Annotated in this window: 18 protein-coding genes and 1 riboswitch; all 18 genes read right to left on the reverse strand. The window is 39.8% G+C overall.

The features are described from left to right. Nucleotides 1–1,189: 1,189 nt before the first annotated feature. Complete coding sequence (gene murC / locus IW492_RS09340) at nt 1,190–2,527, reverse strand: UDP-N-acetylmuramate--L-alanine ligase (RefSeq protein ID WP_202067349.1); 1,338 nt, start codon at nt 2,525–2,527, stop codon at nt 1,190–1,192. A 245-nt stretch (nt 2,528–2,772) separates the two neighbouring features. After that, nucleotides 2,773–3,687: a hypothetical protein gene (locus IW492_RS09345; RefSeq protein ID WP_202067350.1), complete on the reverse strand. Its 915-nt coding sequence runs from the start codon at nt 3,685–3,687 to the stop codon at nt 2,773–2,775. Nucleotides 3,688–4,183: 496 nt separating this feature from the next. Continuing rightward, nucleotides 4,184–5,482, reverse strand: coding sequence for an asparagine--tRNA ligase (gene asnS / locus IW492_RS09350; protein WP_202067351.1), 1,299 nt, complete (start codon nt 5,480–5,482; stop codon nt 4,184–4,186). A 50-nt stretch (nt 5,483–5,532) separates the two neighbouring features. Continuing rightward, nucleotides 5,533–6,729: a pyridoxal phosphate-dependent aminotransferase gene (locus IW492_RS09355; protein ID WP_202067352.1), complete on the reverse strand. Its 1,197-nt coding sequence runs from the start codon at nt 6,727–6,729 to the stop codon at nt 5,533–5,535. 74 nt (nt 6,730–6,803) lie between these two features. Beyond that, the gene (locus tag IW492_RS09360; protein WP_420705991.1) at nt 6,804–7,307 is read right to left on the reverse strand and encodes a cell wall elongation regulator TseB-like domain-containing protein; all 504 of its coding nucleotides are present in this window, start codon (nt 7,305–7,307) and stop codon (nt 6,804–6,806) included. Between the two features lie 78 nt (nt 7,308–7,385). Then, on the reverse strand, nt 7,386–10,160 hold the full coding sequence (locus tag IW492_RS09365; RefSeq protein WP_202067353.1) for a helicase C-terminal domain-containing protein: 2,775 nt from the start codon (nt 10,158–10,160) through the stop codon (nt 7,386–7,388). Nucleotides 10,161–10,461: 301 nt separating this feature from the next. Further along, nucleotides 10,462–12,024 (reverse strand): hypothetical protein, encoded by a 1,563-nt coding sequence (locus IW492_RS09370; protein WP_202067354.1) that lies wholly within the window; start codon nt 12,022–12,024, stop codon nt 10,462–10,464. Nucleotides 12,025–12,669: 645 nt separating this feature from the next. Then, on the reverse strand, nt 12,670–13,308 hold the full coding sequence (thiE, locus tag IW492_RS09375; RefSeq protein ID WP_202067355.1) for a thiamine phosphate synthase: 639 nt from the start codon (nt 13,306–13,308) through the stop codon (nt 12,670–12,672). Beyond that, the gene (thiD, locus tag IW492_RS09380) at nt 13,295–14,116 is read right to left on the reverse strand and encodes a bifunctional hydroxymethylpyrimidine kinase/phosphomethylpyrimidine kinase (RefSeq protein WP_202067356.1); all 822 of its coding nucleotides are present in this window, start codon (nt 14,114–14,116) and stop codon (nt 13,295–13,297) included. Before thiD ends, thiE begins: the two co-directional genes overlap by 14 nt. After that, complete coding sequence (thiM, locus tag IW492_RS09385) at nt 14,113–14,919, reverse strand: hydroxyethylthiazole kinase (protein WP_202067357.1); 807 nt, start codon at nt 14,917–14,919, stop codon at nt 14,113–14,115. Before thiM ends, thiD begins: the two co-directional genes overlap by 4 nt. Beyond that, a complete protein-coding gene (tenA, locus tag IW492_RS09390) occupies nt 14,901–15,584 on the reverse strand; it encodes a thiaminase II (RefSeq protein ID WP_202067358.1) in 684 nt (227 codons plus the stop codon). Before tenA ends, thiM begins: the two co-directional genes overlap by 19 nt. Before the next feature lie 97 nt (nt 15,585–15,681). Beyond that, nucleotides 15,682–15,781, reverse strand: a riboswitch (TPP riboswitch). A 294-nt stretch (nt 15,782–16,075) separates the two neighbouring features. Then, complete coding sequence (locus IW492_RS09395; RefSeq protein WP_202067359.1) at nt 16,076–17,113, reverse strand: lysylphosphatidylglycerol synthase transmembrane domain-containing protein; 1,038 nt, start codon at nt 17,111–17,113, stop codon at nt 16,076–16,078. An 11-nt stretch (nt 17,114–17,124) separates the two neighbouring features. Then, nucleotides 17,125–17,409 (reverse strand): DUF1294 domain-containing protein, encoded by a 285-nt coding sequence (locus IW492_RS09400; protein ID WP_202067360.1) that lies wholly within the window; start codon nt 17,407–17,409, stop codon nt 17,125–17,127. Between the two features lie 513 nt (nt 17,410–17,922). Then, nucleotides 17,923–18,093: a hypothetical protein gene (locus IW492_RS09405; RefSeq protein WP_202067361.1), complete on the reverse strand. Its 171-nt coding sequence runs from the start codon at nt 18,091–18,093 to the stop codon at nt 17,923–17,925. A 91-nt stretch (nt 18,094–18,184) separates the two neighbouring features. Next, on the reverse strand, nt 18,185–19,423 hold the full coding sequence (pepT, locus tag IW492_RS09410; protein WP_202067362.1) for a peptidase T: 1,239 nt from the start codon (nt 19,421–19,423) through the stop codon (nt 18,185–18,187). Nucleotides 19,424–19,434: 11 nt separating this feature from the next. Beyond that, nucleotides 19,435–20,553 carry a Nif3-like dinuclear metal center hexameric protein gene (locus tag IW492_RS09415; protein WP_202067363.1) on the reverse strand — a complete coding sequence of 373 codons (1,119 nt, stop codon included), beginning with the start codon at nt 20,551–20,553 and terminating at the stop codon, nt 19,435–19,437. 1 nt (nt 20,554) lies between these two features. Continuing rightward, entirely contained in the window at nt 20,555–21,253 is a 699-nt protein-coding gene (locus IW492_RS09420) for a tRNA (adenine(22)-N(1))-methyltransferase (protein WP_202067364.1), read from the reverse strand. Nucleotides 21,254–21,699: 446 nt separating this feature from the next. Beyond that, nucleotides 21,700–24,339 carry an alanine--tRNA ligase gene (gene alaS, locus IW492_RS09425; RefSeq protein ID WP_202067365.1) on the reverse strand — a complete coding sequence of 880 codons (2,640 nt, stop codon included), beginning with the start codon at nt 24,337–24,339 and terminating at the stop codon, nt 21,700–21,702. Nucleotides 24,340–24,394: the final 55 nt, after the last annotated feature.

The raw sequence follows: 24,394 nt of genomic DNA on the forward strand, positions 1-24,394 counted from the left end.
AACATTATCCTTTGCAGGTATTGTTTAGGTCTAGCTTAACTTAATAATAACTATCCATTTATTAAGCCAAATATACACCATTAAGAAAACGCCGTCAACGAATTTTTAAGTTTTTCAAATGAAAAACTAATGGTGATTTAAACAAGCCCAATGATGTATAAAAACTTCCCAGCTATTGTTATAAGACTGGAGCGTGTCTAAGACTATCGAGAAGCGAAATAAAGAGTTGCTCCTACGCTTCTTCGAATGCTCGTCGCATAAAAACTTGCTCCTACACTTCTTCGAATGCTCGTCGCATAAAAACTTGCTCCTACACTTCTCTGAATGCTCGTCGCATGTCTCAGAGGTATACAAGACATAATAACGCTTTTCCAAGTAGACGCGTTTGTATGGAGAATCGAACAAAGTCCTTCAATTCTTAATGGCTCTGCCATTTAGAAATTGTTGAGATCGAAACGAAGTCCTTCAATTCTTAGTGGCTTTGCCATTTAGAAATTGATGAGATCGAAACGAAGTGTAGTGTAGTTTAGTGAGTCTTATAGATACAAATTTTTTTGTAGTAGAAAGTTCGTTAGTGGAATAGTATATGTAGTTTCAACAGATATCCCTTAAATGAAATTGGCTCATTTTAGTATATTCATTTTTCTACAGACAATGGTTGGAAAAATAAGACTTATCCTCGTACGCATACCAGCAATCTCTTAGACGGGGCATACCTGTTTATTCATTTATTTCATCAGAGCTTTGCATACCATCCTTCTAGCTTAACACTAGGTAAGAAGGACTGGCGATATATTTTATAAACGAGTCTTTATAATGATGATTTTCATGAAAATAGTACAAAGATTTTTTGCTATTATTTTCAGTCAGGTCCTAAATATAAATTATGAAAGTCCAGATAATAGCAGGCAGGCTCAATTCTATTGAACAGATTTTTTTATTAAAAAATTATATACTATAAAACAAACCAAAAATTTATAGAAATCCTTCGAATTATTTATTCTCATAAAAAAGTATTTTAAATCAGCATACTTTCTAAGTTTCCAGAAATCAATAATGATCATCCCCGTCTTCTGAAACTATTACTGCCCCTCTTTTAGAAATCTAAAATAAAAAAACTGTAAAGAGTCGTCGGATAAACGAACAGTTCTCTACAGTTTAAAATTGACTTTATTCATAGATTTCAAAATTACAGTACATTTCTAGTTGTATTGCTTAAAAGTGTTTCATAAGCTTGTTCGAATTTTTGTACGTCTCCGGCTCCCATGAAAACAACTACTGCTTCTTCATAATCAAGCAATGGAGAGACATTGTCTTCCTGAATAACCTGACCGCCCTTTTTAATTCGATTACCCAGATCTTCAATCTTAACATTTCCCTGCTCTTCTCTGGCAGAGCCAAAGATGTCACACAGGAAAACATAATCAGCCAAATCCAGAGCTTCTGCAAATTCATCCATCAATGCAATGGTCCTGGTAAAGGTATGAGGCTGAAAAACAGCAACAATTTCTCTATCCGGATATTTTTGACGGGCACCATCGATGGTTGCTTTTATTTCAGTTGGATGATGCGCATAATCATCCACAATGACAACTTTTCCAACCTTTTTTTCAGTAAAGCGGCGTTTCACACCTTTAAAAGTCAGCATTTCTTCAGCAACTTTTTCCATATTCAGACCTTCAAAATAAGCAACAGCAATCACACCCAAGGCATTCATAATGTTATGCTCGCCAAAAGCAGGAAGATCAAAGTGCCCGACAAATTCCTTGCCATGGTAAACATCAAAAACGGAACCAGTTGTTGTCCGTTCAATATTTTTAGCCTGAATATCATCCTCTTCATTCATGCCATAGTAATAGATAGGAACATCCGCTTCAAGCTTACGAAGATACTTATCATCACCATACGCAAAAATTCCTTTTTTAACCTGATTTGCCATTTTTTGAAATGCTGAAAATACATCATCAATACTCTTGTAATAATCTGGATGATCAAAATCAATATTCGTCATTATTACATAGTCAGGAGAGTATGCTAAAAAGTGCCGACGATATTCGCAGGCTTCAAATGCAAAAAATTCTGCATCGGGAACACCATGACCTGTGCCGTCGCCAATCAGGTAGCTGGTTGGCTTGATGCCGCTCAATATATGAGAAAGCAATCCTGTTGTACCGGTTTTACCATGAGAGCCAGTTACAGCGATACTTGTATAAGGCTGGATGAATTTCCCAATAAAGTCGTGGTAGCGAATAATTTCTGCTCCAAGCTCTTTTGCACGCACCAGTTCTTCATGTGAATCAGGAAACGCATTTCCGGCAATTACTGTCATATCTTTTGTGATATTCTCTGCATCAAATACCAGCAGGGGAATTCCTGCTTTTTCCAAGTCCCGTTGTGTAAAGAAGTACTCCTCCACATCAGAGCCTTGAACCTTATATCCCTTTTCAAATAAAACAAGGGCAAGAGAGCTCATTCCAGAGCCTTTAATTCCCACAAAATGATACAGTTGATTTTCACGATTTTCCATTATGATCCTCTTCTCTTAATCTCTATATGTAAATTGACTTTTATTTATTAAAATTATGCTAAAATTGTACGTTTCTCATTATCATATAAAACAGAAAAATAATCAACTAAAAAATAATTCACAATAACCAGTAATATTCTAACAAATAAATAGAGCTGGATTGGAAGTTCCTTTTCTGACAGCGGGACAGATAGATTAAAAGCGCAGACCATTGGATGGTCGTACGCTTTTTTCATCTATCGTATTTAACTGAAATATTTTGTATTTTCCATTTCAGCATGGGAATCTTCAATAATGCCGCTTAACGATTTATCAAGTATCCCCTTTTTCTGTTCCTGTTCTGCTTCAGAAACCTTTTGACCATACGCCGTCTGATTCTTTGCCTGTTCTTTAGCTGATTTCAGCTCTGAACGTGAACGCGGCAAATTTTCTTCCCCTTTTAGATCAAAACGCTTCATGTTCGGACGAATTTGCTGATACTGGCGTCGCGTCAGCGGAATTTCCGGTGTTTCCTTTGGAACATTAAACTTCTGAACAGACGGATCATTTTCCTTTTTTTCTTTAAACTGGGTATCCTCATGATCCATCAGCAGATAGGATTTAGGTTCTTTCCGCATGGCGGCCAGCAATTCTTGATCAGATATAATTGCTTCTTCTGCTGGCTGATCTGGAATAACAGATGCAGGAACATAGGTAGGAACAAAGTAGGTTTGATCCTGTTTTTTCGGCTCGCCAAATGAAGTGACTTTTCTGGTAGTGGTTCGTTTATTGAACGCAGCCGTTTCAAAGTTTTCCTTACTCTTCTTATGCATGTTTCCAAATAAGTTTGGTTTCTTCTGACGTTCCGCTGCTCTGCTGCGGTTTATTGTATAATCAGGAAGATTCAACTTATGCTTTTTTAATTCCTCGATTTGTTCTTTGGTATGCGCTGGCTTCAAATCAGATCTGCCTGCAGCTTGGGACGGATTTGTTTTTGGCTTGTTCTGTGTCGCTGCATCCATCTCTGCATACATCGTTGTATTTCCATCACTGCTTTGAAGCATAGACGATTCGTCTTTGAATAAATAGCGCTTTGTTTCAGGGGTTATCTTTACGCCAACTTCATCATCAAAAGCTGGAAATCGAGAATATCTTCTTGTTACCTGTGCCGGGTTTCCCATTTACGTCATTCCTTTATTTTTGCTTTCGGCTAATTCTACCATAAACAAACTATTTTCTAAACTGCTTCCTTCATTTTTACAATCAAAATCTTTAAAATACAAGAAACTATTAACTGATTTGTAAAAATTTGAGAGGGCTTCCGCCTTTGCTTGTTTATTCAACAGGAAATATCACAAAAGAGACTGATGATTAATTTCTGCTGTCATAAACCTTTTTAATCTAATCACTCAAAACAGGTTTAAATGATACAAAGTAACTATTGTTTCTGATCAAATTTTCACTACACTAAGGAACGGAGCATCTAAATCGCTCCTGTTTAAAATTCTAGCACTCGTTTTCATTTTACTCAACCATTAACTGCCAACAACATACTATCCTTTCAGCTTACTTGCTTTTGACTGCTCTCTCAGGTTTTTCAACTATATACATAAATAGCCCTGCCGGCTAAAACGACTGAAAAGAACGTCTACCCGACAAGACTCTGTAAATTAATGTTTATGGATATAATCTGTTCAACAACCGTGGGAATGGGATAGCTTCACGCACATGTTCTATTCCTGATATCCATGTTACTGTTCGTTCCAGTCCTAAACCAAAGCCGGCATGAGGAACCGAGCCGTATCGGCGTAAATCAAGGTACCATGAATACTCTTTTTCATCCAGTCCATGCTGACGAATCTGCTCCAGCAGAAATTCATAATCTGTTGCTCTCTCTGAACCGCCGATAATTTCTCCGTAGCCTTCCGGTGCAATCATATCTGCACAGATAACCACATCATCTCTAGTTGGATGAGGTTTCATGTAGAAAGGCTTAATTGCTTTTGGATAGTTCAAAATAAAGACAGGCTGTTCAAATGAGTTCGCAATAAAAGTTTCATGCGGTGACCCGAAATCGTCTCCCCATTCAATATCTTCGAAACCATTTTTCTTCAAAAGCTCGACTGCATCATCATAAGTAATTCTAGGGAAAGGCAGACTTGTATATTTTTTCAGCAATTCTTTGTCTCTTTCCAATACATCCAGCGCATATTCACAGTTGTCCAACACACTTTGTACGAGAAAAGCAACATATTTTTCCTGAACTTCAAGGCTCTCCTCCTGATGCATGAAGGCCATCTCAGGCTCTATCATCCAAAACTCAATCAAATGACGACGAGTCTTCGATTTTTCAGCCCGAAAAGTAGGCCCGAAAGAAAAAACTTTTCCAAATGCCATCGCTGCTGCTTCCATGTATAACTGTCCACTCTGTGATAAATAAGCCTCTTCATCAAAGTAATTCGTATGGAATAGCTCGGTTGTACCTTCCGGCGCGCTGCCGGTAAGAATTGGCGGATCAATTTTGACAAAACCGTTTGAGTTGAAGAATTCATAAGTTGCACGAATCAGCTCATTACGAATCTGCATAATCGCATGCTGTTTGGAAGAACGCAGCCACAGATGACGATGATCCATCAGAAAATCCGTTCCGTGTTCTTTTGGTGTAATTGGATACTCATGACTTTCGCCAACAACTTCAATTGCCGAGATGCCAATTTCATAACCGAATTTCGAGCGCGTATCTTCTCTGATTTCTCCGGTGATTACTACCGCTGTTTCCTGATTCAATCCTTTGGCAAGCTGAAAGACCTCTTCACCCACCTCGTTTTTTACAACAATTCCCTGAAAATATGCTGTACCGTCCCGAAGCTGCAAAAAGGCAATTTTCCCGCTTGACCGTTTATTTGCTACCCATGCACCAATTTTAACTGTTTCTCCTACATGGCTTTTTGAATCAATAATTTGAATTTGTTCCACCGTTGTCTCTCCCATTCCTTCAATTTTACCTATCCCGAATTAAGTCGTTTCTATTTGTTGGCGTTGCTTTTTCTCTCAATAAAGGCTGCAATGCGTGCGACAGCCTGCTCTAACGCAGCAAGATCTGCTGCATAACTCATTCTAACATATCCAGGCATCCCAAAGCCTTCTCCTGTCACAAGTGCAACATATTCCTCCTCAAGAAGAGCATCAACCCATTCAGTCGCCGTTTCACAGCCGCAAAGAGCCAATGTCTCCTCAATATTAGGGAACAGATAGAAGGCACCTTGAGGTTTAGTTAATTTAAAGCCCGGCAGTTCAGCAACTTTAGGATAAATTATATTCAGACGTTCTTCAAACGACTGACGCATCGTTTCCACTGTATCTTGATCACCCAGTAAAGCTTCAACTGCCGCATACTGGCTGACAGCTGTCGGATTACTGGTTGATTGTGATGCAATCTTATTCATCGCAGAAATCAGCTGCTCATCAGCAACAGTATACCCAATCCGCCAGCCTGTCATAGCATATGACTTGGATACGCCATTAACAATAATCGTTTGTCGGCGAATTTCTTCTGAAATGCTGGCAATCGGAGTAAAAATATTTCCGTTATATACTAAACGGCCATAAATATCATCTGAGATAATAAAAATATTGTGCTTAACAGCCCAGTTCCCAATGTCAAGGAGCTCCTCTTTGGAATAGATTGCTCCTGTAGGGTTAGATGGAGAATTTAAGATCATGATTCTGGTTTTATCTGTCCGTGCAGTTTCCAATTGGGTAACAGTCACTTTAAAATTATCATCCTGCTGACAAGTGATGAAAACAGGAGTCCCTTCTGCCAGCTTTACTTGCTCCCCATAGCTTACCCAATAAGGTACTGGAATAATGACCTCGTCGCCAGCATCCAACAGTGCCTGAAACAAAAGGTACAGGGAAAATTTAGCCCCGTCAGTAATAATCACATTTTTCACTTCATAAGAAAGACCATAGTTTTTCTGAATATTTTCTGTAACTGCAGCTCTCAACTCAGGAATTCCTGCTGATGCTGTATAATAACCGGCTTTACCATTGGTAATCGCCTGAACAGCTGCTTTCTGGATATTCTCAGGTGTGGCAAAATCCGGCTCCCCCACACTTAGATTTAGAACATCTTTCCCCTGCTGTTTAAGAGCTTTTGCCTTAGCAGATGCAGCTAAAGTCACTGAAGACTCCAATTGTTGTACCCTTTTTGACAGTCTCATTCGCCCACTCCTCATTTTTTTATTTTTCTTTCTGACTGTTATATCTTAAAAGCCCCGCTACTCTAATTTTACCGTTAGATATTTTGAATAACGTTGACTTCTTTTCCTTCCTTAAATGTAATCAGGTAATAGTTCAACGGTCCTTCCTCTGACTTTGCGACGATTTCCCAAACTACCTCTCCATCAAACAAGCCAAGGTTTGCTTTTTGTATCTCTTCTTCTTTGTAACTTTGGGCGACCATCTGTTTTGCCTGATCTTCGCTGATTCCATCCTCCTGATTAAGGACGGTAACATTCCCGCTCTTTTCAGGAACAATTACAATAATTTCTTTGCCTGACGCATCTTTTCCTGTTACTGTGAAATAAGTTTCCTTGCGGTTAAACCAGTAAAAGTTATCAACAGTTTCAAGTTCCGTATATTCCTCAGCAATCTTCACTGCCTCACGTTTTGCCTGAGCCATCGGGTGCGTCGCCCGAATATAGAAAATACTGAGCATCACAATGACTGTCAGTAAGATTGCAACCAATACCAACAGAATGATTACTCGTTTTTGCTCTTTTAATTCTTCAGATGCCACAATCAGGTTCTTCCTTTCAAAACTTGCTGTTTTTCATTATAGCAGAAAACAAAATTATTTTGATAATTGACAGGAAAATTATTCTCTTTCTTTAAAAAAATTTCGAATGTCCTTCAAGGTATCTTCCATGGACAGCGTCTTTACCGGAAGCTGCTTCGGCAAAGCTTTCAGTATTCTCTTCCCATATTTCGTCTGAATCAGGCGGCGATCCAGTACAAGCAGCACACCGATGTCTTTTTCAGAACGAATTAACCGCCCCAGAGCCTGTCTTAATCTCATTGCTGCTTTAGGCAATGCTTCTGAAGTGAAAGAGTTCACCCCTTTTGATTCCAAAAACTCATATTCCGCTTTAACTAAAGGACGTTTCGGATTTTCAAACGGCAAACGCGTCACAATCAGCAATTGAAGAGAATCTCCCGGAAGATCCACTCCTTCCCAGAAACTGTCCGCACCGAGCAAGATGCTGTTTTTACTTTGATAGAAACGTTTCAACAGCTTTTCTCTTGTACCGCTGATGCCCTGTGCCATCACTTCCCTGCCCTGGTTCATCATAACTGTATGCAGATGCGTATACGTCCTCTTTAGAACGTCATGAGAAGTAAATAAAACCAAAATAGGCTTATCCTCTTGAACGGCCACTTCTTTCACTGTTTTTGAAATATATTCAGCCAGCTCTGCAGCAGATGTTTCTTTAATATCCATTGGAAATTCTGGAACAATCAACTGAGCAGACTCTTCATAGTTATAAGGATCAGGAAGCACTTTTACTGAGAAATGCTCCAATCCTAATTTATCAGGAAGGTAGTGATGATTCTTTCCAAATGCGAGTGTTCCGCCTGTATAAAGAATATGCTCATATTCCCCGTACCAACCGGCTTTTTGTATCATTCCTGCACTGAGATCATTTACTGAAATCGTTACATTGCCATTTTTATCTATTTTGTATTCTTTTACCCAATGCGGTGACCAGTCATTGACAAAAATATCAAAGCAATCTGCTGTTTCAGATACATCTGAAAACAGTTGAAACATATCTGTTAGTTTCATTCGATCAGCTATTGAAAAACGATCTATCTGCTGTTCTATTTCTGCTTGACTCGTTTGCTGGATTTCTGCTAAATCCGTAAATCGGGTTTCTAATCTTCGGATGAGTCGTTCTCCTTCAAGCGATAACTGATCAAACTGCAGCTTTTCAATCACCTGCTCCTGTCCTCCGTCATTTCTATTCACCTGAAGGAGCTGTTCTATTTCAAAACAGAAATCCTCAAAATCCTCTAAAACATCTGCAAGTGTCCGACGATAAATCTCTGTATACCTTCGCACATCTGGCAGCTCTTCAAACAGCTGACTTAACTGATCAAACAACTGGCCTTCTTCCTGAGCCTGATTTACTTGCTTTTGAAAGGGATAAAAAAGAATTTTTTGCAGTGCAGCCCGCTTAACAACATCCGGTAAATGATGTGCCTCATCAATAATCAGAGAGGAGGCTCTAGGAAGCAGGGGCGATGCTCTAAATGATTCCTGCATCAGGTAAGCGTGATTCACAATCAGCAAATTGCTGTGTGCAGCCTTGTCATATAAAAAGCGAACAAAATCCTCCTTGTACAGCGGATCTTCTACTTTAAGCATATCCAGCCCTCTATGAACAACATCTTTCCAAAAAATATGATTAAAATTAATTAGCTGCAGCTCATCCAAATCACCCGTGGTTGTTTCCAACAGCCAGACAAGTACTCTCATCTGAAATAAAGCATACTGCTTTTGCTTAACTGGATGATTTAAAGTTTCTTTAAACCGCTGAAGATCAAGATAATGCCGATGACTTTTTAAGATTGTTGCCTGCAGCTTTTTGGGAGAAAAGCGATTGACAAATGCCACATCTTTTTCCAGCAGCTGATTCTGAAGCATAATGGATACCGTACTGACGATAACAGGATTTTCCGTTGAAGCAAAGTAGCTGGCAGGAAATAAATAACCGAAAGTTTTACCTATACCAGTTGCCGCTTCAATGAAGAGGTTCTTTTCCTCACCATCTGTAAAATGTCTGTAAACATCATTCATCATTCTGCTTTGTTCTTTTCTATAGACAAGACGATCAGCAAAAACCTTTTCTTTTTGCTTCTTTGTTTCCGGATATCCTGCTGTTTTATACAGAGGTGTTTCAATATAATTCAGCTCTTTTTTCTTCAAGACAATTCCTGAAATGACCCGCCATTTTTCATTCAACGGTTTTGTATCAGCCTTCATTTGTTCAAACAAGTATCGAAGATAGATTCCTGTGTCCATGCCCAGCTGATCACTCAGAGACAAAATTGCTTCCATTGTAACGAGCGGAAGTCGTCTGATTTTAGCTTCAATCAACAGAAAAAGTTCTGCCGTAACCTGAGCATCACTATCAGCCTGATGAGGATTATCGTGAATTAACCCTTTGCTTTCTGACAAATCACCCAAGCGAAAACTTTTTTCTGTCGGAAAAAAAATCTGAGCCAATTCCACTGTATCTATTCCTGGAATAGTTAATTCCGGTGAGCCGCATCGTTGAAGCTCCTTATTTAAAAATGAATAGTCAAAATAAATATTATGTGCAACAAAAATTGTTTCAGCCAGCAAATGATGGATCGTCAATGCAATATCTTCAAAGTAAGGCGCCTTTCGTACCTGACTGTTGCTGATTCCTGTCAAATGCTGAATCTGAGGCGAGATACTCCGTCCCGGATTTACATCGGTGGAAAAACGGGAAACAATTTCTCCATTTTCAATCAGGACACAGCCAAATTGAATGATCCGATCCACTGTCGGGTCCGTACCAGTCGTTTCAATATCTACGACCGCATACATCGGACTTTTTTTCATACCTTCTCCACCTTTCTGCTGTCTTCAAAATTATACTATAAATCGCTGCTTTTTCACTATGATTTATGCTAAAGGAAGTCAAAATATGAAAAGACTTTTTCCTGCGTATAAACGATTTGATAAAGTGATTTCTTCGGTCGCAGCCTGAAAACACCTGATCACTCATTCAAACGATAAAACCAGAAAAGATTAAATTAGCTTTGGTGCTCCTTCATTTCAACCGTAATCAATCGTGTTGCACCAAAATAAAAATGAGAGTTCTGAGCCTTGCATTAAGCTCGTCCTCTCATTCATTCTTACATTATTTATAATCTTCTTTGGAAATCTGACTTAACTTCTGCATATATTGATCCATTAAAACATAACCTTCCAACCGTCTAAGCTTATCAACGGAACAGTTAACTTTTCTGCCGAAAAATGACCGCTTGCTGGCGATTTTCTTCATTTCAAATAGAAAATCATCCATACCGGCGACAAGATTGGCACTGCTCAGCCGATTGCAGATCAAGATATCTTCTTTGCGCTGTTTCAGTACTTGTCCCCAAGAATAATTCAAATATTCAGCTTGAGAAATCTGCTGCTGCAGTTCGAACTGATCTACACGGCGTTTTTGATCACGCTGCTTTTTCTTTCCGAGAACATTCATTCGCTTATTCATAAAACGCAGATAAATATCATCTTCCAGACTTTCCATCTCACTGACAGAAAAATTTGGTATTTTTTTTGGAGCAGGAACTGAGCAGCTGTTTTTCATCAATCTGGAAAATCTTGGCCAGTTACTCGGAGTCCGCTTGCGGGAGTCCTTTTGATGCAAGATCAGTTTTGAAAGCAATTGACCTCTGATTTCTTCTTCAGACAGCTGAGGCTCTGTTTCCTCAGCTTCTGATTGTTCAGCAGTGCTGGCCTTTTTCAAATCTTCAGCTTTCAAAACTTGATTTTCCTGATTTTTCCGGCGCAGTTTTTCTGTCGGAGATTCATTTTCGTTCTTATTGTCTTTGGCTGCCTTTTCTTGGGAGATTATATCCTCTTCGGCTGACCGGGTATTTCCTTGGGCCGTTTCTCGTGCCCTCCCCAACTTGAACTTTTTTTCAGCTTCCGTCGTTTCCTCCTGTTCATCAGGTTCGAAAGTGACATGCTGAATTTCAATTGTAACATCGTCCTCTTCAGAATACTCGCCTTCAACAGTCGGTGCTTCTGCAACCCTTGTAACAGGTTTCTTCTCAGCTTTCTCTTCAGGCACTGATTCCGGATTGTTTTCAATAATCGGCTGTGCTCGTTTTAGATGAATGGTATGTATATTTCTTGAAATAACAGGCTGAGATTTTGCTTCCAAACGTGCCTGACCAATGGTCTCACTAAGCTCCCCGATCATTTTACGTAAACGGAACATCTCATTTGATGCTTCCATTATTTGCTTCAGTACAGTGTTTAATTCGGCAGGATTAGCATTTTCGTATCCTTTATAAACAAGAGAACGCTCCTCTTTTTGAACAACAACCTCCGCCAGCCACTGCTTTAAGCCCGTTCTGGCATCTCTGGTCAGCGGTTCAAAACTGCCCATCAATAATGTATAGTACATCATTTCAGTTTCAACATACATATAGATTTTTTTGACGACCAGTTTATTAAAGTCCTTTGTTACATCCCAGCTATCGCAGATTGCATCAAAATATGCTTCCCCTTCTGCCAGATTTTGATAATCTTTAGCCAGATTCATTTCACGGATTAAATAAAAATTATAAGGTGTCTCAACATTATCCGCATAAATTTCTCTGCCTAAAAATTCTGGATCAACACTTTTACAAAGGAATACGGACTTTTTAACAGGTTCTGGTTTTCTATTCCGTTTACTAATTTTTCTCACTTCCTCAAATATTCTGCCTTTATATTTTATGATCTTTAAAAGATAATAAAATACACACTATCTTCTTAATTATACCGTTAATAAATAGAAATTGCTCTCACATTTTTAGTTAAAACAATTTATTTGTGAGTCAATCCTATTGATTTTACCACTTTCTCAAAAAAACAGCAAAAAACCATGTAAATTTTATGTGAATACCCCAAAAAAGCATTTCGTACTTTTTTCAATCCTATCATTCATAGTATCTCGCTTAGAAATGAACACAACATTTCCTGCATTTCAAGGAAGCCGCTGCAAAAAAAGGCTGAGCATCTCTTCAAACACTCAACCTTTTGTATAAAAAGCATTTAGACAAGTCAGAACTTCCCCCTGATTCATTTTGTGCTTCCATGCTATTGGATAAATTTCTAAACGCTTTTCCAAGCAGACACGTTTGTATCAAGAATCGAACAAGGCAAGACTTGCAGAGACAAGATTTTTCTGTAGTAGGAAGTCTTTGTCCCGCCGTTTATTCAGGTCAGATACGAAGAGAGTTTGAAACTTCATTTCTGTCCTACTCCTGTGCGGGCTCCACGCTTCTTGGACTAGAAGCATAGATTAGTTTTAATTCGATCAATACACCAGCAATTAGCGGGACTCACATAATTATAACTGACCTTTCAATTGTCGAATGGTTTGCGAAATTGATTTCGCTTGTGTAACCGCTGAAATGACTGCAGCACCGCCGACCTCTGTCTGAAGAATCTCGGCTATATTCTTTATATTGATTCCTCCAATTGCAACAGTAGGCTTTGATGCCTTATTTACCAGCTCGCTCAGCTTTTCAACACCAATCGGAGGTTTTGCATCTTCTTTTGAAATAGTGCCGAAAACCGGACCAATCCCATAATAAGACAGTCCTTTCAACTGATTGGCTGAATTAATTTCCTTTTCATCATAACAGGACAGACCAACAATCTTTTCTTTAAAAAGCGGCAATACCTCCAGGATATGTTGGTCTTCCTGCCCGACATGAATACCATCAGCTTCGATTTCAAGAGCCAATTCAACATCATCATTCACAATAAAGGGAGTCTGATATTTGCGGCACAAATTCTGACAGATACGTGCCATTTGCTTTCGATCCTCAAATTTTTGAAGACTGCCTTTCCCCTTTTCCCTGTATTGAAAACATGTAATTCCTGACTGCAGCGCTTCTTCCAATACCTCCGGCAAACTCCCTATTGGAATATCCTGAGTGCCGGCAATCCAATAAACTTCTAAATAGCTTTTATTTTTCTTCATTTATTTTTACCTTTCGATACGCCCAATGATTAGTAGGTCCATTTCCTTTGCCCACATCTATACCATCTGTAATTGCTGCTTGGATAAATGCTTTTCCGATTCGAACCGCTTCTTCTACCGATTTTCCCTTTGCAAGCTCAGCTGTGATACAAGCAGAAAAGGTGCAGCCCGTGCCATGCGTATTTTTAGTGTCTATTCGTTCAGCCGTCAGCCACTCAATCTTACCGGAAGACAGTAGAAGCATGTCAGATGATTCTTTATCGGCAAGATGATGTCCACCTTTGACTACGACATTTTTTGCTCCAAGAGATTGGATTAATTTTCCCGCTGCAGCCATGTCTTCTTGACTGGTGATCGTCATTTTACTAATTGCTTCTGCTTCCGGAATATTTGGTGTAATTATTTCGGCCAACGGCAACAGCAGTTCAATCAGGGCTTGAACTGCGTCTTCTTTCAGCAATGCATGCCCCCCCTTAGCAATCATCACAGGGTCAATCACTAGCGGACCAAAGTCAGCTATCTGTAAAAATTGAGCAACACATCGAATTATTTCTTCTGTGAACAGCATACCTGTTTTAACTGCATCAATTGAAAAATCTTCTTGTATCACGTTCAGCTGATCAATAATTGCAGCTGTTGAAATGTCGTAGACTGCCTTGACTCCCTGAGTATTCTGAATGGGCAAAGCCGTCAGGACAGAAGTACCAAAAACAAATCTTTCCTGAAACGTTTTTAAATCTGCCTGCATCCCGGCTCCGCCACCGCTGTCAAATCCTGCAATTGTCAACGCCTGTATTGTTTTGTTCATCCGTCAATCCTCCTGATTCTGGCTGATTTTTCGACTTTTTCCTGATTCAGTAAAGAAAGTTCATCAAGCAGCTCCTGTCTAAATGTTCCTACTGCAAGTCTCTTAAGTTTTCCGGCAACTGATTCACCTGCCAGTGCATAGCTGCAATTGGCCAGCACAACGGATTCAAGCGATGTTTCTGTATCAACAGCTAAAAACGCTCCGCAAATAGAAGACAGTAAACAGCCGGCACCTGTCATTGAAGTAAAATAAGGAGTTCCATTTTCAACAAGATAAACAATCCGTCCATCTGTGACAACGTCTTTTTCCCCGCTGACAGATACAAATGTCTGATATTTATTCGCAACCTTCTTCGCTGCAGCAATGATATCTGCAGAGCCGGCTCCCGCATCTACACCTTTACTGGTCCAATCACTCTCTGCCAATGCAGCAATCTCTCCTGCATTTCCACGAATCAGTGTTGGACTAATGCTTGTCAACAGATGTGCAACCGCTTCTTTTCGATACAAAGTTGCACCCACTCCTACAGGATCAAGCACAACTGGTTTGTTCAGCTGATTGGCTTTTTCACCAACAGTAATCATAGCCTCCAATTGCACCTGTGAAAGGGTCCCAGTATTTAAAACCGTTGCATCCGCTATTATTGCCACCTCAATCATTTCTTCAAGCGCTGAGGACATAAATGGTGAGGCACCCAATGCCAAAAGACCATTCGCTGAATCATTTGCAACGACGATATTGGTAATATTATGAATCAAAGGATTTTGCTTTCTGATTTCATCAATTAAATAATATGGATACATGAAGATTCCTCCCACTGTTCCTGTTCATAGGCCATGCCCCAGAACTTCCATTCCTGATAGCTGCTAACTAAAAAACTTTGAAGCATCAAGTTTCTTTCTGATTCTGAGACATTTTCAGCGAGGAAATCAGTCAGCCTTCTTTGGCGGTCAACTGCTTCCTGATATCCTGTACTGTCATACGTTTCAATCCATTGTTGATAAAGGGGCTTCGGGGAACCGTTTTCAATCAGCATTTCTCCAATTTCCTGATACAGCCAGTAACAGGGAAGCAGTGCTGCAGCAGTTCTCGCTGCACTGCCCGAAGCCAGTTCCTTATACATATGTGCAGTATAATAATATGCAGTTGGTGCAATCGGTGTGGCTTGTATCTCTTTTTCATCAATTCTCAGCTCTTTGAAAAAACTTTCTCGTACAGCAAGCTCTGCTTCATCCAAGCCTGCGACACCGGCAAGAAATGATTTCTTTATGTCTTTGTCCTCTGAAAGCTCTGCAGCAGCTTGATGAATATTAGAGAACTGCTCCAGATAATACCTATCCTGAATCAGGTAATAACGAAATATTTCCGGTGAAAGTGTCCCTTCTTTCAACTCCTTTAAAAACGGATGCTGCTTACTTTTATTCCACAACTCATCTGCCTGTTCCCTTACTTCCTCTGTAAAACTCATCTTGTTCCTCCTCAATTTTTTTGAGAAGAAAGCCAAAAAAACAGAAAAACCCTTCAGAATGTACGAAACCATCTTGAAGAGTCTAAAATATCTTATTCTATTTCTCAGACTACTTCCCTACGCAAGTATCAACTCACAGGTTCAAAGGGTCCGTTCACATGAACGTCTCAGTCATAAAGACACCCCCAGCATATCTAAAATTATAACATAGAAAGAAAAGAAGAAACAATGAAAAAAACAATCTTCGCAAAATAAACCTGTAAAACGATTTACTCAGCAGCAGCAAGCGAAAAGAAAAAGTCTGCAGCCTGTATTGTTGAATTTAGGTAAAAAGCCAGAAACGGCATGATTGCATGCTCCACCAGACCGCTTCCTAAATCTTGTCAAAATATAGCAGTCAATTCAATAAAATCCAAATCTAAACTTCTTTATCATTACTCACAAATACAGTATCTCAAGCAGTATAACTCTTTTATCAGAATCACTCCGGATCATTTAGAAGGTTCTTCCTTACGTACCGCAACAATTTCTTTTTTGATCTCTTTTCTCTTTTCAATCATCACATAAACCATTCCTATCAGAAAGGGCAAAACAAAGCTGCCGAATCGATACAAGAGCAGAGAAGAAACAGCATCTACTGTCCCTACCAAAGGTTTAAACAGCAACAGATAGACAAATTCAAATGAGCCAATTCCAGCAGGTGTTGGAATGACACCAGCCAGAACAATCGCAAAACTAGTATAAGACAATGTCAGCAGCAAGTCGAGGGAAGAATGATGCTCAACCAAAGCTACATAAGGAATAACCAGCCAGATCAGAACTTTTCCCACATTCCACATGAATATACGAATCATTGCAGAGTGGTCTTTGATCACTGTCTGGACGGTATCCCTCAGTGAATAAATCTGGATATTCCATTGGTCTACCCAATCCCTAAGCTTAGGTCGCTTGATATGCTTATCCGCCCAAACCGTTAAAAATACTTGCAGTCTGATACTGATTGAAAGAGCTAAAATAACAACAACAATCAAAAAGCTGAAAATTAAACTAGCTAAAATAAATGGAATCATCATGGGGGCATTCGAATAAAGAAGCGGAAACTGAAAAATAAGACCTAAGACAGCTAAAAAGATTACAGCCAGTTTATACATAATCATATGCAGAGCTGTAATACCAATAGCCTGAGAGGTTGCCAGAGCCTTTTTCCGGTAATAAAGCACTTCTGAAACAAGCGTTCCTGTACCAAAAGAAACAATCCGATAAAAAGCAACATAACAGGAAGCAAAGAAGCCGTCCTTTGTTGTAAAATCAGGCTGAAAGCTGTAGACAATTTCTTTAATCGATCGACCTTCTACAATTTGATAGAACACCCCCAGCCCAACAACAGCCAGTAGGGTAAAAACACTTGTTTTCAGCAGTTGTGCAAAAATACTGCTTAATGAATTATCTATTACATAAAAAACGATTCCAATCATAACCAGCATCAAAATCACATTAAAAATGATTTTCAGCATAGGTTTGTTTTTCATGACTTCCTCCTTTAAGAAAAATAGCTGAAATACAGATAAAGAATGCCGCAGAAAACGAAGCTTCCCAATATGAAAGCAGCATAAAATTTTAATTTTCTTGATTTATGACGAAAGATCTGCTGCCCGATTAATCCCGCCGGCCCACCGCCAATGATTCCGGCTGTGAGTATTCTGTGTTCTGGAATTCGCCAGCCGCCTTTTTTGGCCTGACTCTTGTCGTAATACATAATAAAGAAAACATAGAGATTAATAATTATCAAATAAATCCATAAAAAAACATTTACTGACAGTAACATACACTTGCCTCACTTTCATACAAAATAGTTGGTTTACAGCTGCTTATTTAAATTTGCGACCCAGTCAGGTACTCAATATCTGGAAGCTCATTCACTTTTCTCACTATAATTTTTGACAGATAAGACATCAGTTTAAGTATATTAACTCTTGGCAAAATAATTAAGTGGAACACCTTATGTCCTCGGCGCTTGAAGAAATGATTGGGGTGACAAGCATTCATCAGCGGGCTTGGCAGCAGTAAAGTTTCGACAGCCTCCAACAGAGTTTTTCATTAAAGGGACGGTGACATTAGTATCAGTATAGCTAAGTCCCCAAAAACTGAATAAACAGTGTTCCACGCAGGAGCACGTTCTTACATGACCCTCAGACATGCGACGAGCATTCGAAGAAGCGTAGGAGCACGCTCTTACATGACCCCTCAGATATGCGACGAGCATTCGAAGAAGCGTAGGAGCACGCTTTGTCACAGCATCATTTTCTCCTGCCATTTTAGTTCGCCGTCAATTTTTATATCAAGCTAAATCAACAGCTGCCTGATCAGCAACATCCGGTCCAATCTGCTGCAGATAGCAAGTCACTGCACCCTTATCTTTTTCTTCTGCATACGTCACAAGTTTTTCAGCAAATTCTTTTCCTTGTTCACTTCTGGATATTTCGTTGGTTAAAATCAGCATTTTTTCCATCTCATCATCCCCTCACAAGAAAAAAACAAGACCGGAGCAACGGTTAATCCTGCAGCTCCAGCCTTATAAAACAAAAGATTCTCAACCGCTTTTACTTATTGATTTTGGCATTCAGCTCAGCAATTTTTACAATTACATCTGTTGCCTTTTCCATTGCCTGAAGTGAAACATATTCAAAACGTCCATGCATGTTTTCTCCGCCGGCAAAAATATTTGGGGTCGGTATTCCCATAAAAGAAATTTTTGAGCCGTCTGTTCCACCACGAATCGGTTCAATGACTGGTTTTATATCCAGTTCAATCATCGCCTGTTTTGCCACTTCAATAATACTCATGTCTTTTTCAATAATTTCGCCCATATTGTAGTATTGATCAAACAAGTTCATCACAACACGTTCCTGATCAAACTGACTGTTTAATTTAGCCTGAATCTCCGTAATCATCTCTTTACGAGCTTCAAATTTCTCGCGGTCATGGTCACGGATAATGTAAATCATCTGTGCTTCTTCCGGAGTTCCTGACAATTGATGGAGATGGAAAAAGCCTTCTCTGCCCTCTGTCTTTTCAGGTACTTCCTCTGCAGGCAATTCATTATGAAAATCAATAGCCAGCTGTAACGCATTAATCATGGTGTCTTTTGCAGTTCCAGGATGAACATTTTTTCCAAGAAGCGTAATTTCTGCCTGTGCTCCATTAAAGGTTTCAAACTGCAGTTCCCCGACAGGTCCGCCATCCACTGTATACGCAAAATCAACATTAAACTGGTCAACATCAAATTTATTTGCACCTATCCCGATTTCTTCATCGGGGCCGAATGCCACCCGAATCGTTCCATGTTCAATTGATGGATTCTTAATTAAGATTTCCATAGCAGTCATTATTTCAGCAATCCCGGATTTATCGTCAGCACCTAACAAAGTTGTCCCATCTGTCGTAATAAGTGTCTGTCCGGCATAATTTTTTAAGTTCGGAAAATCATTCGTATTTAGCGTGTATTTCCCTTCAGCATCTAATTTAATGGTCGATTTTCCATCATAATTTTCAACAATCTGAGGATTTACATTTTCTGCATTAAAATCAGCAGTATCCATATGTGCAATAAAACCAATTGTACGCACGTCTTTGTCTGTATTTCCCGGCAGCGTGGCTATCACAAAACCATTATCCTCATTATAAAAAACCTCTGACATTCCCAGTTCTTCCAGTTCCTTTTTCAGTGTGCGGGCAAAAGCAACCTGAGTCTCTGTTGAAGGGGTCGTTTTACTCAGCGGATTTGACCGTGTTTCAGTCTTTACATAGCGTAAAAAACGAGGTAATAAATTTTCGTACATTCTCATTACTCCTATCTAAGTTTAAATGGATTTGTATTTACTTCTGATTGAATAAATGTTACTTCCCAAGTATAGTCTTTTTTCCACTGATTGAACAGTTTGACCAACTCAGGCATACACAATTCTTCGATGTGGTGCCCCGGATCAATAACTGTGAGTCCTTCTTCTTCCATGTCATGAGCAGTATGATAATAGACATCTCCTGTGATGTAAACATCAGCGCCCTTATTTAAGGCCTCCCGGTAAAACTTTTCTCCGCTGCCGCCGCAGATCGCCACTTTTTTGATCTTCTTCTCCTCGTCCTTTGTAATCAGCCGAAGTCCTTCCACACCAAACTTATTTTTCACCAATTTTATAAATTCTGTCAGAGTCACTGCTTCATTCAGTTCTCCAATCCGCCCTAGTCCATATTCTTTTTTTAGGTTGCTAATAGTATAAACATCAAACGCTGGTTCTTCATATGGATGAACAGAATACATTGCATTGAGGACAGCTGTTTCCAGTGTTTCAGGAAAAATCACTTCAATTTTGGCTTCCTGAACGCTTTCTTCCTGATTCAGCCGACCAATTGACGGACTTGCTCCTTCAACTGGCGTAAAGCGTCCTGTTCCAATAATTGAATAACTGGTATTACGATAATCCCCCTGAGTACCTGCTCCCGCTTCCCCCAATGCCGCTCTCATTTCTGCTGCCTGCTCCACCGGAACAAAGACTGCCAGCTTTTTATAGGGAACGGTATGTGTTTTTGCCAGGTAGACAGTGTTCTCAATTCCAAGCAATTCGCAAAACCAGTCGTTCAATCCATTTTCAACAATATCTAGATTCGTATGGGCTGCAAATACTGCAATATCATGCTTTAAAAGATCTGCATACATCTTCGTTTGCGGCTGATCCAAGTCTAATCTTTTAGCCGGTCGAAAAATTGGCGGATGTTTGGCAATAATTAAATCCACTTTTTTTTCAATTGCTTCTACCACGACTTCAGGACGCACATCCAGTGTGACCATCACTGTATTCAGTTCCTTGTTAGTTGTGCCGATATGCAATCCTACGGGGTCTCCTTCTTCGGCCAGCCATTGAGGACAGTAAGCTTCAAATTTTTCGAAAAATTGTTTCCCGGACAAACTCATTCTAAAGAACCTCCTCGATTTTTCTGATTTCTGATTCTATTTTTTTTATTTTTTCCGATTGATCTGCGGCTGACCTTTTTAGCTGTTCAACCACATTCTGCCGCTGTTTCAATTCCCGCTGCCATTTCTTCCGGAAAGCATCTCCTTTTTTAGTGATAAGAACAGGGCCAAACAACAATTCTGCTTCTGTATATTGAACAGTTCTCACTTCTCGTTTTGCACAGATAATCTCATAAATTTTTTGATTTTCTTCAAGGATAGCCTCTTCCAAAATGGTATATCCGCGCTGCTGCAGCCAGACGCGCAGTTCTCTTTCTCCAATGTTAGGTTGAAGAATCAGCAATTCACTGCCATTTATCCGTTTTGCGTTCCATCCCCGCTCCAGAATATCTCTGATGAGTACTCCGCCCATTCCACAAATTGAAACAGCATCAATTTTATCCTGCTCTTCAACCGCGTCCAAGCCATCAGCAAGACGGACCACTATTTTGTTCTCAAGCCCGCTTTTCCGAACTTGCTTTACAGCTGATGCATACGGTCCTCTGACCACTTCACCTGCTACAGCAAATTTTATTTTCCCCTGAAGCATCAGTGAAACAGGCAGATAGGCATGATCTGAACCGATATCAGCCAAGCGACTTCCAGTAGGAACAAAGGCTCCTACTTGGTTCAAACGTTTTGATAATTGATTTTCATTCATCTCTCAATTCCTCCATTAGACATTATAACATAAGAGAATTATTCTAAAAAATTTCAGCAGCAGGAAAATAACTTATTTGGTTTATTCCATTGCTTGATTTTCACTCCTGTTCCATTCAGGGAAAATAACAAGATACGCAGCAGAGAAAGGCGAACAGTCAGCTCTATTTTTCTATGTTTTCCAGAGTGAAACCGTTACACCTTTGTCCTCTCCTTTTTGAGTAAAGCCATTTCCATCTCGAATCTGGGTTAAAAAAAGCAGTCATTGAAAAGCAAACTGCTGTTCAATGACCACTCCCGAAATTCTATTTGTCAGACCTGTTTTATACGAAAGCTTATCAATAGCTTTCATTATTCAGATTGAACGAATAGTATGAGCTCACAAATGTTTGACAAAGGTCCGAACGCTCTTCGTCGTTCAGTTTTAATCAACTCTTTTTCTAATTCCTATTTTTCCAACCAGCTTTTCACTTCAGCCAAGGCTTCTTCAATCCCGGCAGGATTCTTACCGCCCGCTTGAGCCATATCAGGACGACCGCCTCCGCCTCCGCCGACTTTCGGAGCAATTGCTTTGATCAGCTCTCCTGCTTTCAAGCCCTTATCATTTGCTGTTTTAGACATTGCCGACAATAAACTCACCTTGTCACCTTGAGCAGTGGCTAAAACTAATACATCTGAAAGTTCCTTCTGCTTCCATTGGTCAGCAAGCTGACGCAACTGATTCATATCCTTAACAGTCACTTTTGCTGCGATATACGTATAGCCATTCGCTTCTTTCACTTCTTTGAACACATCGCCTGCCTGTTGATTTGCCAGCTTGCCTGCCAACTGTTCATTTTCTTTTTGAAGCTCACGCAGTAGCTGCTGCAGTTGTTCTGTCTTGGAGACAACATCCTTCAATTGTGGTGATTTTACAATTCCGGCAATTGTTTTCAACTGCTGTTCTTCTCCATGCATTAACTCGTAGGCTTCCTTACTCGTAACAGCCTCAATTCTTCTCACTCCAGCACCGATACCTGACTCAGAAACAATTTTAAAGATACCGATATCCTCTGTATTGCTTACATGCGTTCCGCCGCAAAGCTCAATGGAGTAACCGCCGATATTAACCACACGAACTTCTTTTCCATATTTTTCACCAAACAATGCCATTGCACCCATGTTTTTCGCTGTATCAATATCTGTTTCAATTGTTGTAACCAGAATTGCTTCCCAGATTTTTTCATTAACAATGGCTTCCATTTGAATCAGTTCTTCTGGAGTCACTTGTCCAAAATGTGTAAAGTCAAAGCGTAAATGTCCCGGCGCAACCAACGAGCCTGCCTGATTTGCATGATCGCCTAAAATATCCTTCAATGCACGATGCAGCAAGTGTGTTGCTGTATGATTTTTTAAAATGCGGTTGCGTTTATTTGTATCAACCTTCAATTGATACACAACACCTTCACTCAGTTTCCCTGTAATCTCAACTGTATGCAGAAATTGTCCGTTTGGTGCTTTGAGAACCTTCGTTACGTGAGCAACCACTTCGCCGCTTTGATTATTAATCGTACCCTGGTCAGCAACCTGTCCACCCATCTCAGCATAAAATGGTGTTTCAGCAAAAATCAACTGTGCTGTCCCTTCACTCATTTCATCAACAATATTTTCGCCGTCCAAAATAATCAGCAATTCTGAGTTTGCTTCAAGTTCAGTATAACCGACAAAAGTGCTTTTCACTTTAATATCAGTCAACACAGCTGACTGCACACCCATGGACGCTTCTGTATTTCTTGCAGCGCGTGCACGCTCCCGCTGCATGTCCATTTCTTTCTCAAAACCGGAGTGATCAACTTTCAGTCCTTCATCTTCTGCCACTTCCTCTGTCAGTTCAACTGGGAAGCCATAGGTATCATACAGTTTGAAAATGTCTTTACCGCTCAATGTGTCTTCTTTAGAATCCTTAACAGATGCAATCAGCTCATTAAGAATTTCCAGTCCTTCATTAATCGTTTCATGGAATCGTTCTTCTTCAGTCCGTACTACTTTTTCAATAAAGTCTTTCTGTTGAAGAACTTCCGGATAGTAGCTGACCATAATTTCACCGACAACCGGTACCAATTTGTAAAGGAACGCTTCATTAATCCCTAATTTCTTCCCATGCATCACTGCTCGACGAAGCAAGCGTCTTAAAACATAGCCCCTTCCCTCATTTGATGGAAGTGCACCATCTCCGATAGCAAATGACAAAGCACGAATATGATCGGCGATGACTTTAAACGAAATATCAGTCTGAGGATTTTCTCCATATTTTGCTAAGCTGCTTAATTTTTCAACTGCACGAATAATCGGCATAAATAAATCAGTTTCAAAGTTTGTCGGAGCATCCTGAATAATGGAGACCATTCGTTCCAGTCCCATCCCCGTATCAATATTTTTATGAGGAAGCGGATCGTAAGACCCGTCTGCCTGATGATTAAACTCAGAAAAGACTAAATTCCAAATTTCCAGATAACGCTCATTTTCTCCTCCCGGATAGTTCTCAGGATCATCTTCGGCAACATCTAAAAATGCTTCGCCACGGTCATAAAAGATCTCTGAATCTGGACCGCATGGACCTGCACCGATATCCCAGAAGTTATCCTCCACATCCACAATATGGTCTGCTGACAATCCTACTTCCTCTGCCCAAATTCTTTTTGCTTCTGTATCTTTTGGATAGACAGTGACATACAGCTTATCCGGATCAAAACCAATCCAATCAGGAGAAGTCAAAAACTCCCACGCCCAAAGAATCGCTTCTTTTTTAAAATAGTCGCCAATGGAGAAGTTGCCCATCATTTCAAACATAGTATGGTGGCGAGCTGTTTTTCCAACATTTTCAATATCATTAGTACGGATTGATTTTTGTGCATTGGTAATTCTCGGATTTTCGGGAACAACCGATCCGTCAAAATATTTTTTTAAGGTTGCTACCCCTGAATTAATCCAAAGTAGTGTGGGGTCATTAACCGGCACAAGTGAAGCACTTGGTTCAATAGAATGACCTTTTGATTTAAAAAAGTCCAAATACATCTGGCGGACTTGACTGCTTGATAACTTTTTCATCGTTCTATTCCTGCTTTCTTAATAAAGTTTTTCTTGTCTAACAAAGAGCTCTGGA

Origin of the sequence: Enterococcus sp. BWB1-3, assembly GCF_016745275.1 — a bacterium.
Taxonomy (GTDB): domain Bacteria; phylum Bacillota; class Bacilli; order Lactobacillales; family Enterococcaceae; genus Enterococcus_L.

What these genes read in the sequence shown, in the direction of transcription:
- murC (WP_202067349.1), bottom strand. Translation starts at nt 2,527, where the DNA reads ATGGAAAATCGTGAAAATCAACTGTATCATTTTGTGGGAATTAAAGGC.
- IW492_RS09345 (WP_202067350.1), bottom strand. Translation starts at nt 3,687, where the DNA reads ATGGGAAACCCGGCACAGGTAACAAGAAGATATTCTCGATTTCCAGCT.
- IW492_RS09355 (WP_202067352.1), bottom strand. Translation starts at nt 6,729, where the DNA reads ATGAGACTGTCAAAAAGGGTACAACAATTGGAGTCTTCAGTGACTTTA.
- IW492_RS09365 (WP_202067353.1), bottom strand. Translation starts at nt 10,160, where the DNA reads ATGAAAAAAAGTCCGATGTATGCGGTCGTAGATATTGAAACGACTGGT.
- thiE (WP_202067355.1), bottom strand. Translation starts at nt 13,308, where the DNA reads ATGAAGAAAAATAAAAGCTATTTAGAAGTTTATTGGATTGCCGGCACT.
- thiD (WP_202067356.1), bottom strand. Translation starts at nt 14,116, where the DNA reads ATGAACAAAACAATACAGGCGTTGACAATTGCAGGATTTGACAGCGGT.
- thiM (WP_202067357.1), bottom strand. Translation starts at nt 14,919, where the DNA reads ATGTATCCATATTATTTAATTGATGAAATCAGAAAGCAAAATCCTTTG.
- tenA (WP_202067358.1), bottom strand. Translation starts at nt 15,584, where the DNA reads ATGAGTTTTACAGAGGAAGTAAGGGAACAGGCAGATGAGTTGTGGAAT.
- IW492_RS09395 (WP_202067359.1), bottom strand. Translation starts at nt 17,113, where the DNA reads ATGAAAAACAAACCTATGCTGAAAATCATTTTTAATGTGATTTTGATG.
- IW492_RS09400 (WP_202067360.1), bottom strand. Translation starts at nt 17,409, where the DNA reads ATGTTACTGTCAGTAAATGTTTTTTTATGGATTTATTTGATAATTATT.
- IW492_RS09405 (WP_202067361.1), bottom strand. Translation starts at nt 18,093, where the DNA reads ATGGAAAAAATGCTGATTTTAACCAACGAAATATCCAGAAGTGAACAA.
- pepT (WP_202067362.1), bottom strand. Translation starts at nt 19,423, where the DNA reads ATGTACGAAAATTTATTACCTCGTTTTTTACGCTATGTAAAGACTGAA.
- IW492_RS09415 (WP_202067363.1), bottom strand. Translation starts at nt 20,553, where the DNA reads ATGAGTTTGTCCGGGAAACAATTTTTCGAAAAATTTGAAGCTTACTGT.
- IW492_RS09420 (WP_202067364.1), bottom strand. Translation starts at nt 21,253, where the DNA reads ATGAATGAAAATCAATTATCAAAACGTTTGAACCAAGTAGGAGCCTTT.
- alaS (WP_202067365.1), bottom strand. Translation starts at nt 24,339, where the DNA reads ATGAAAAAGTTATCAAGCAGTCAAGTCCGCCAGATGTATTTGGACTTT.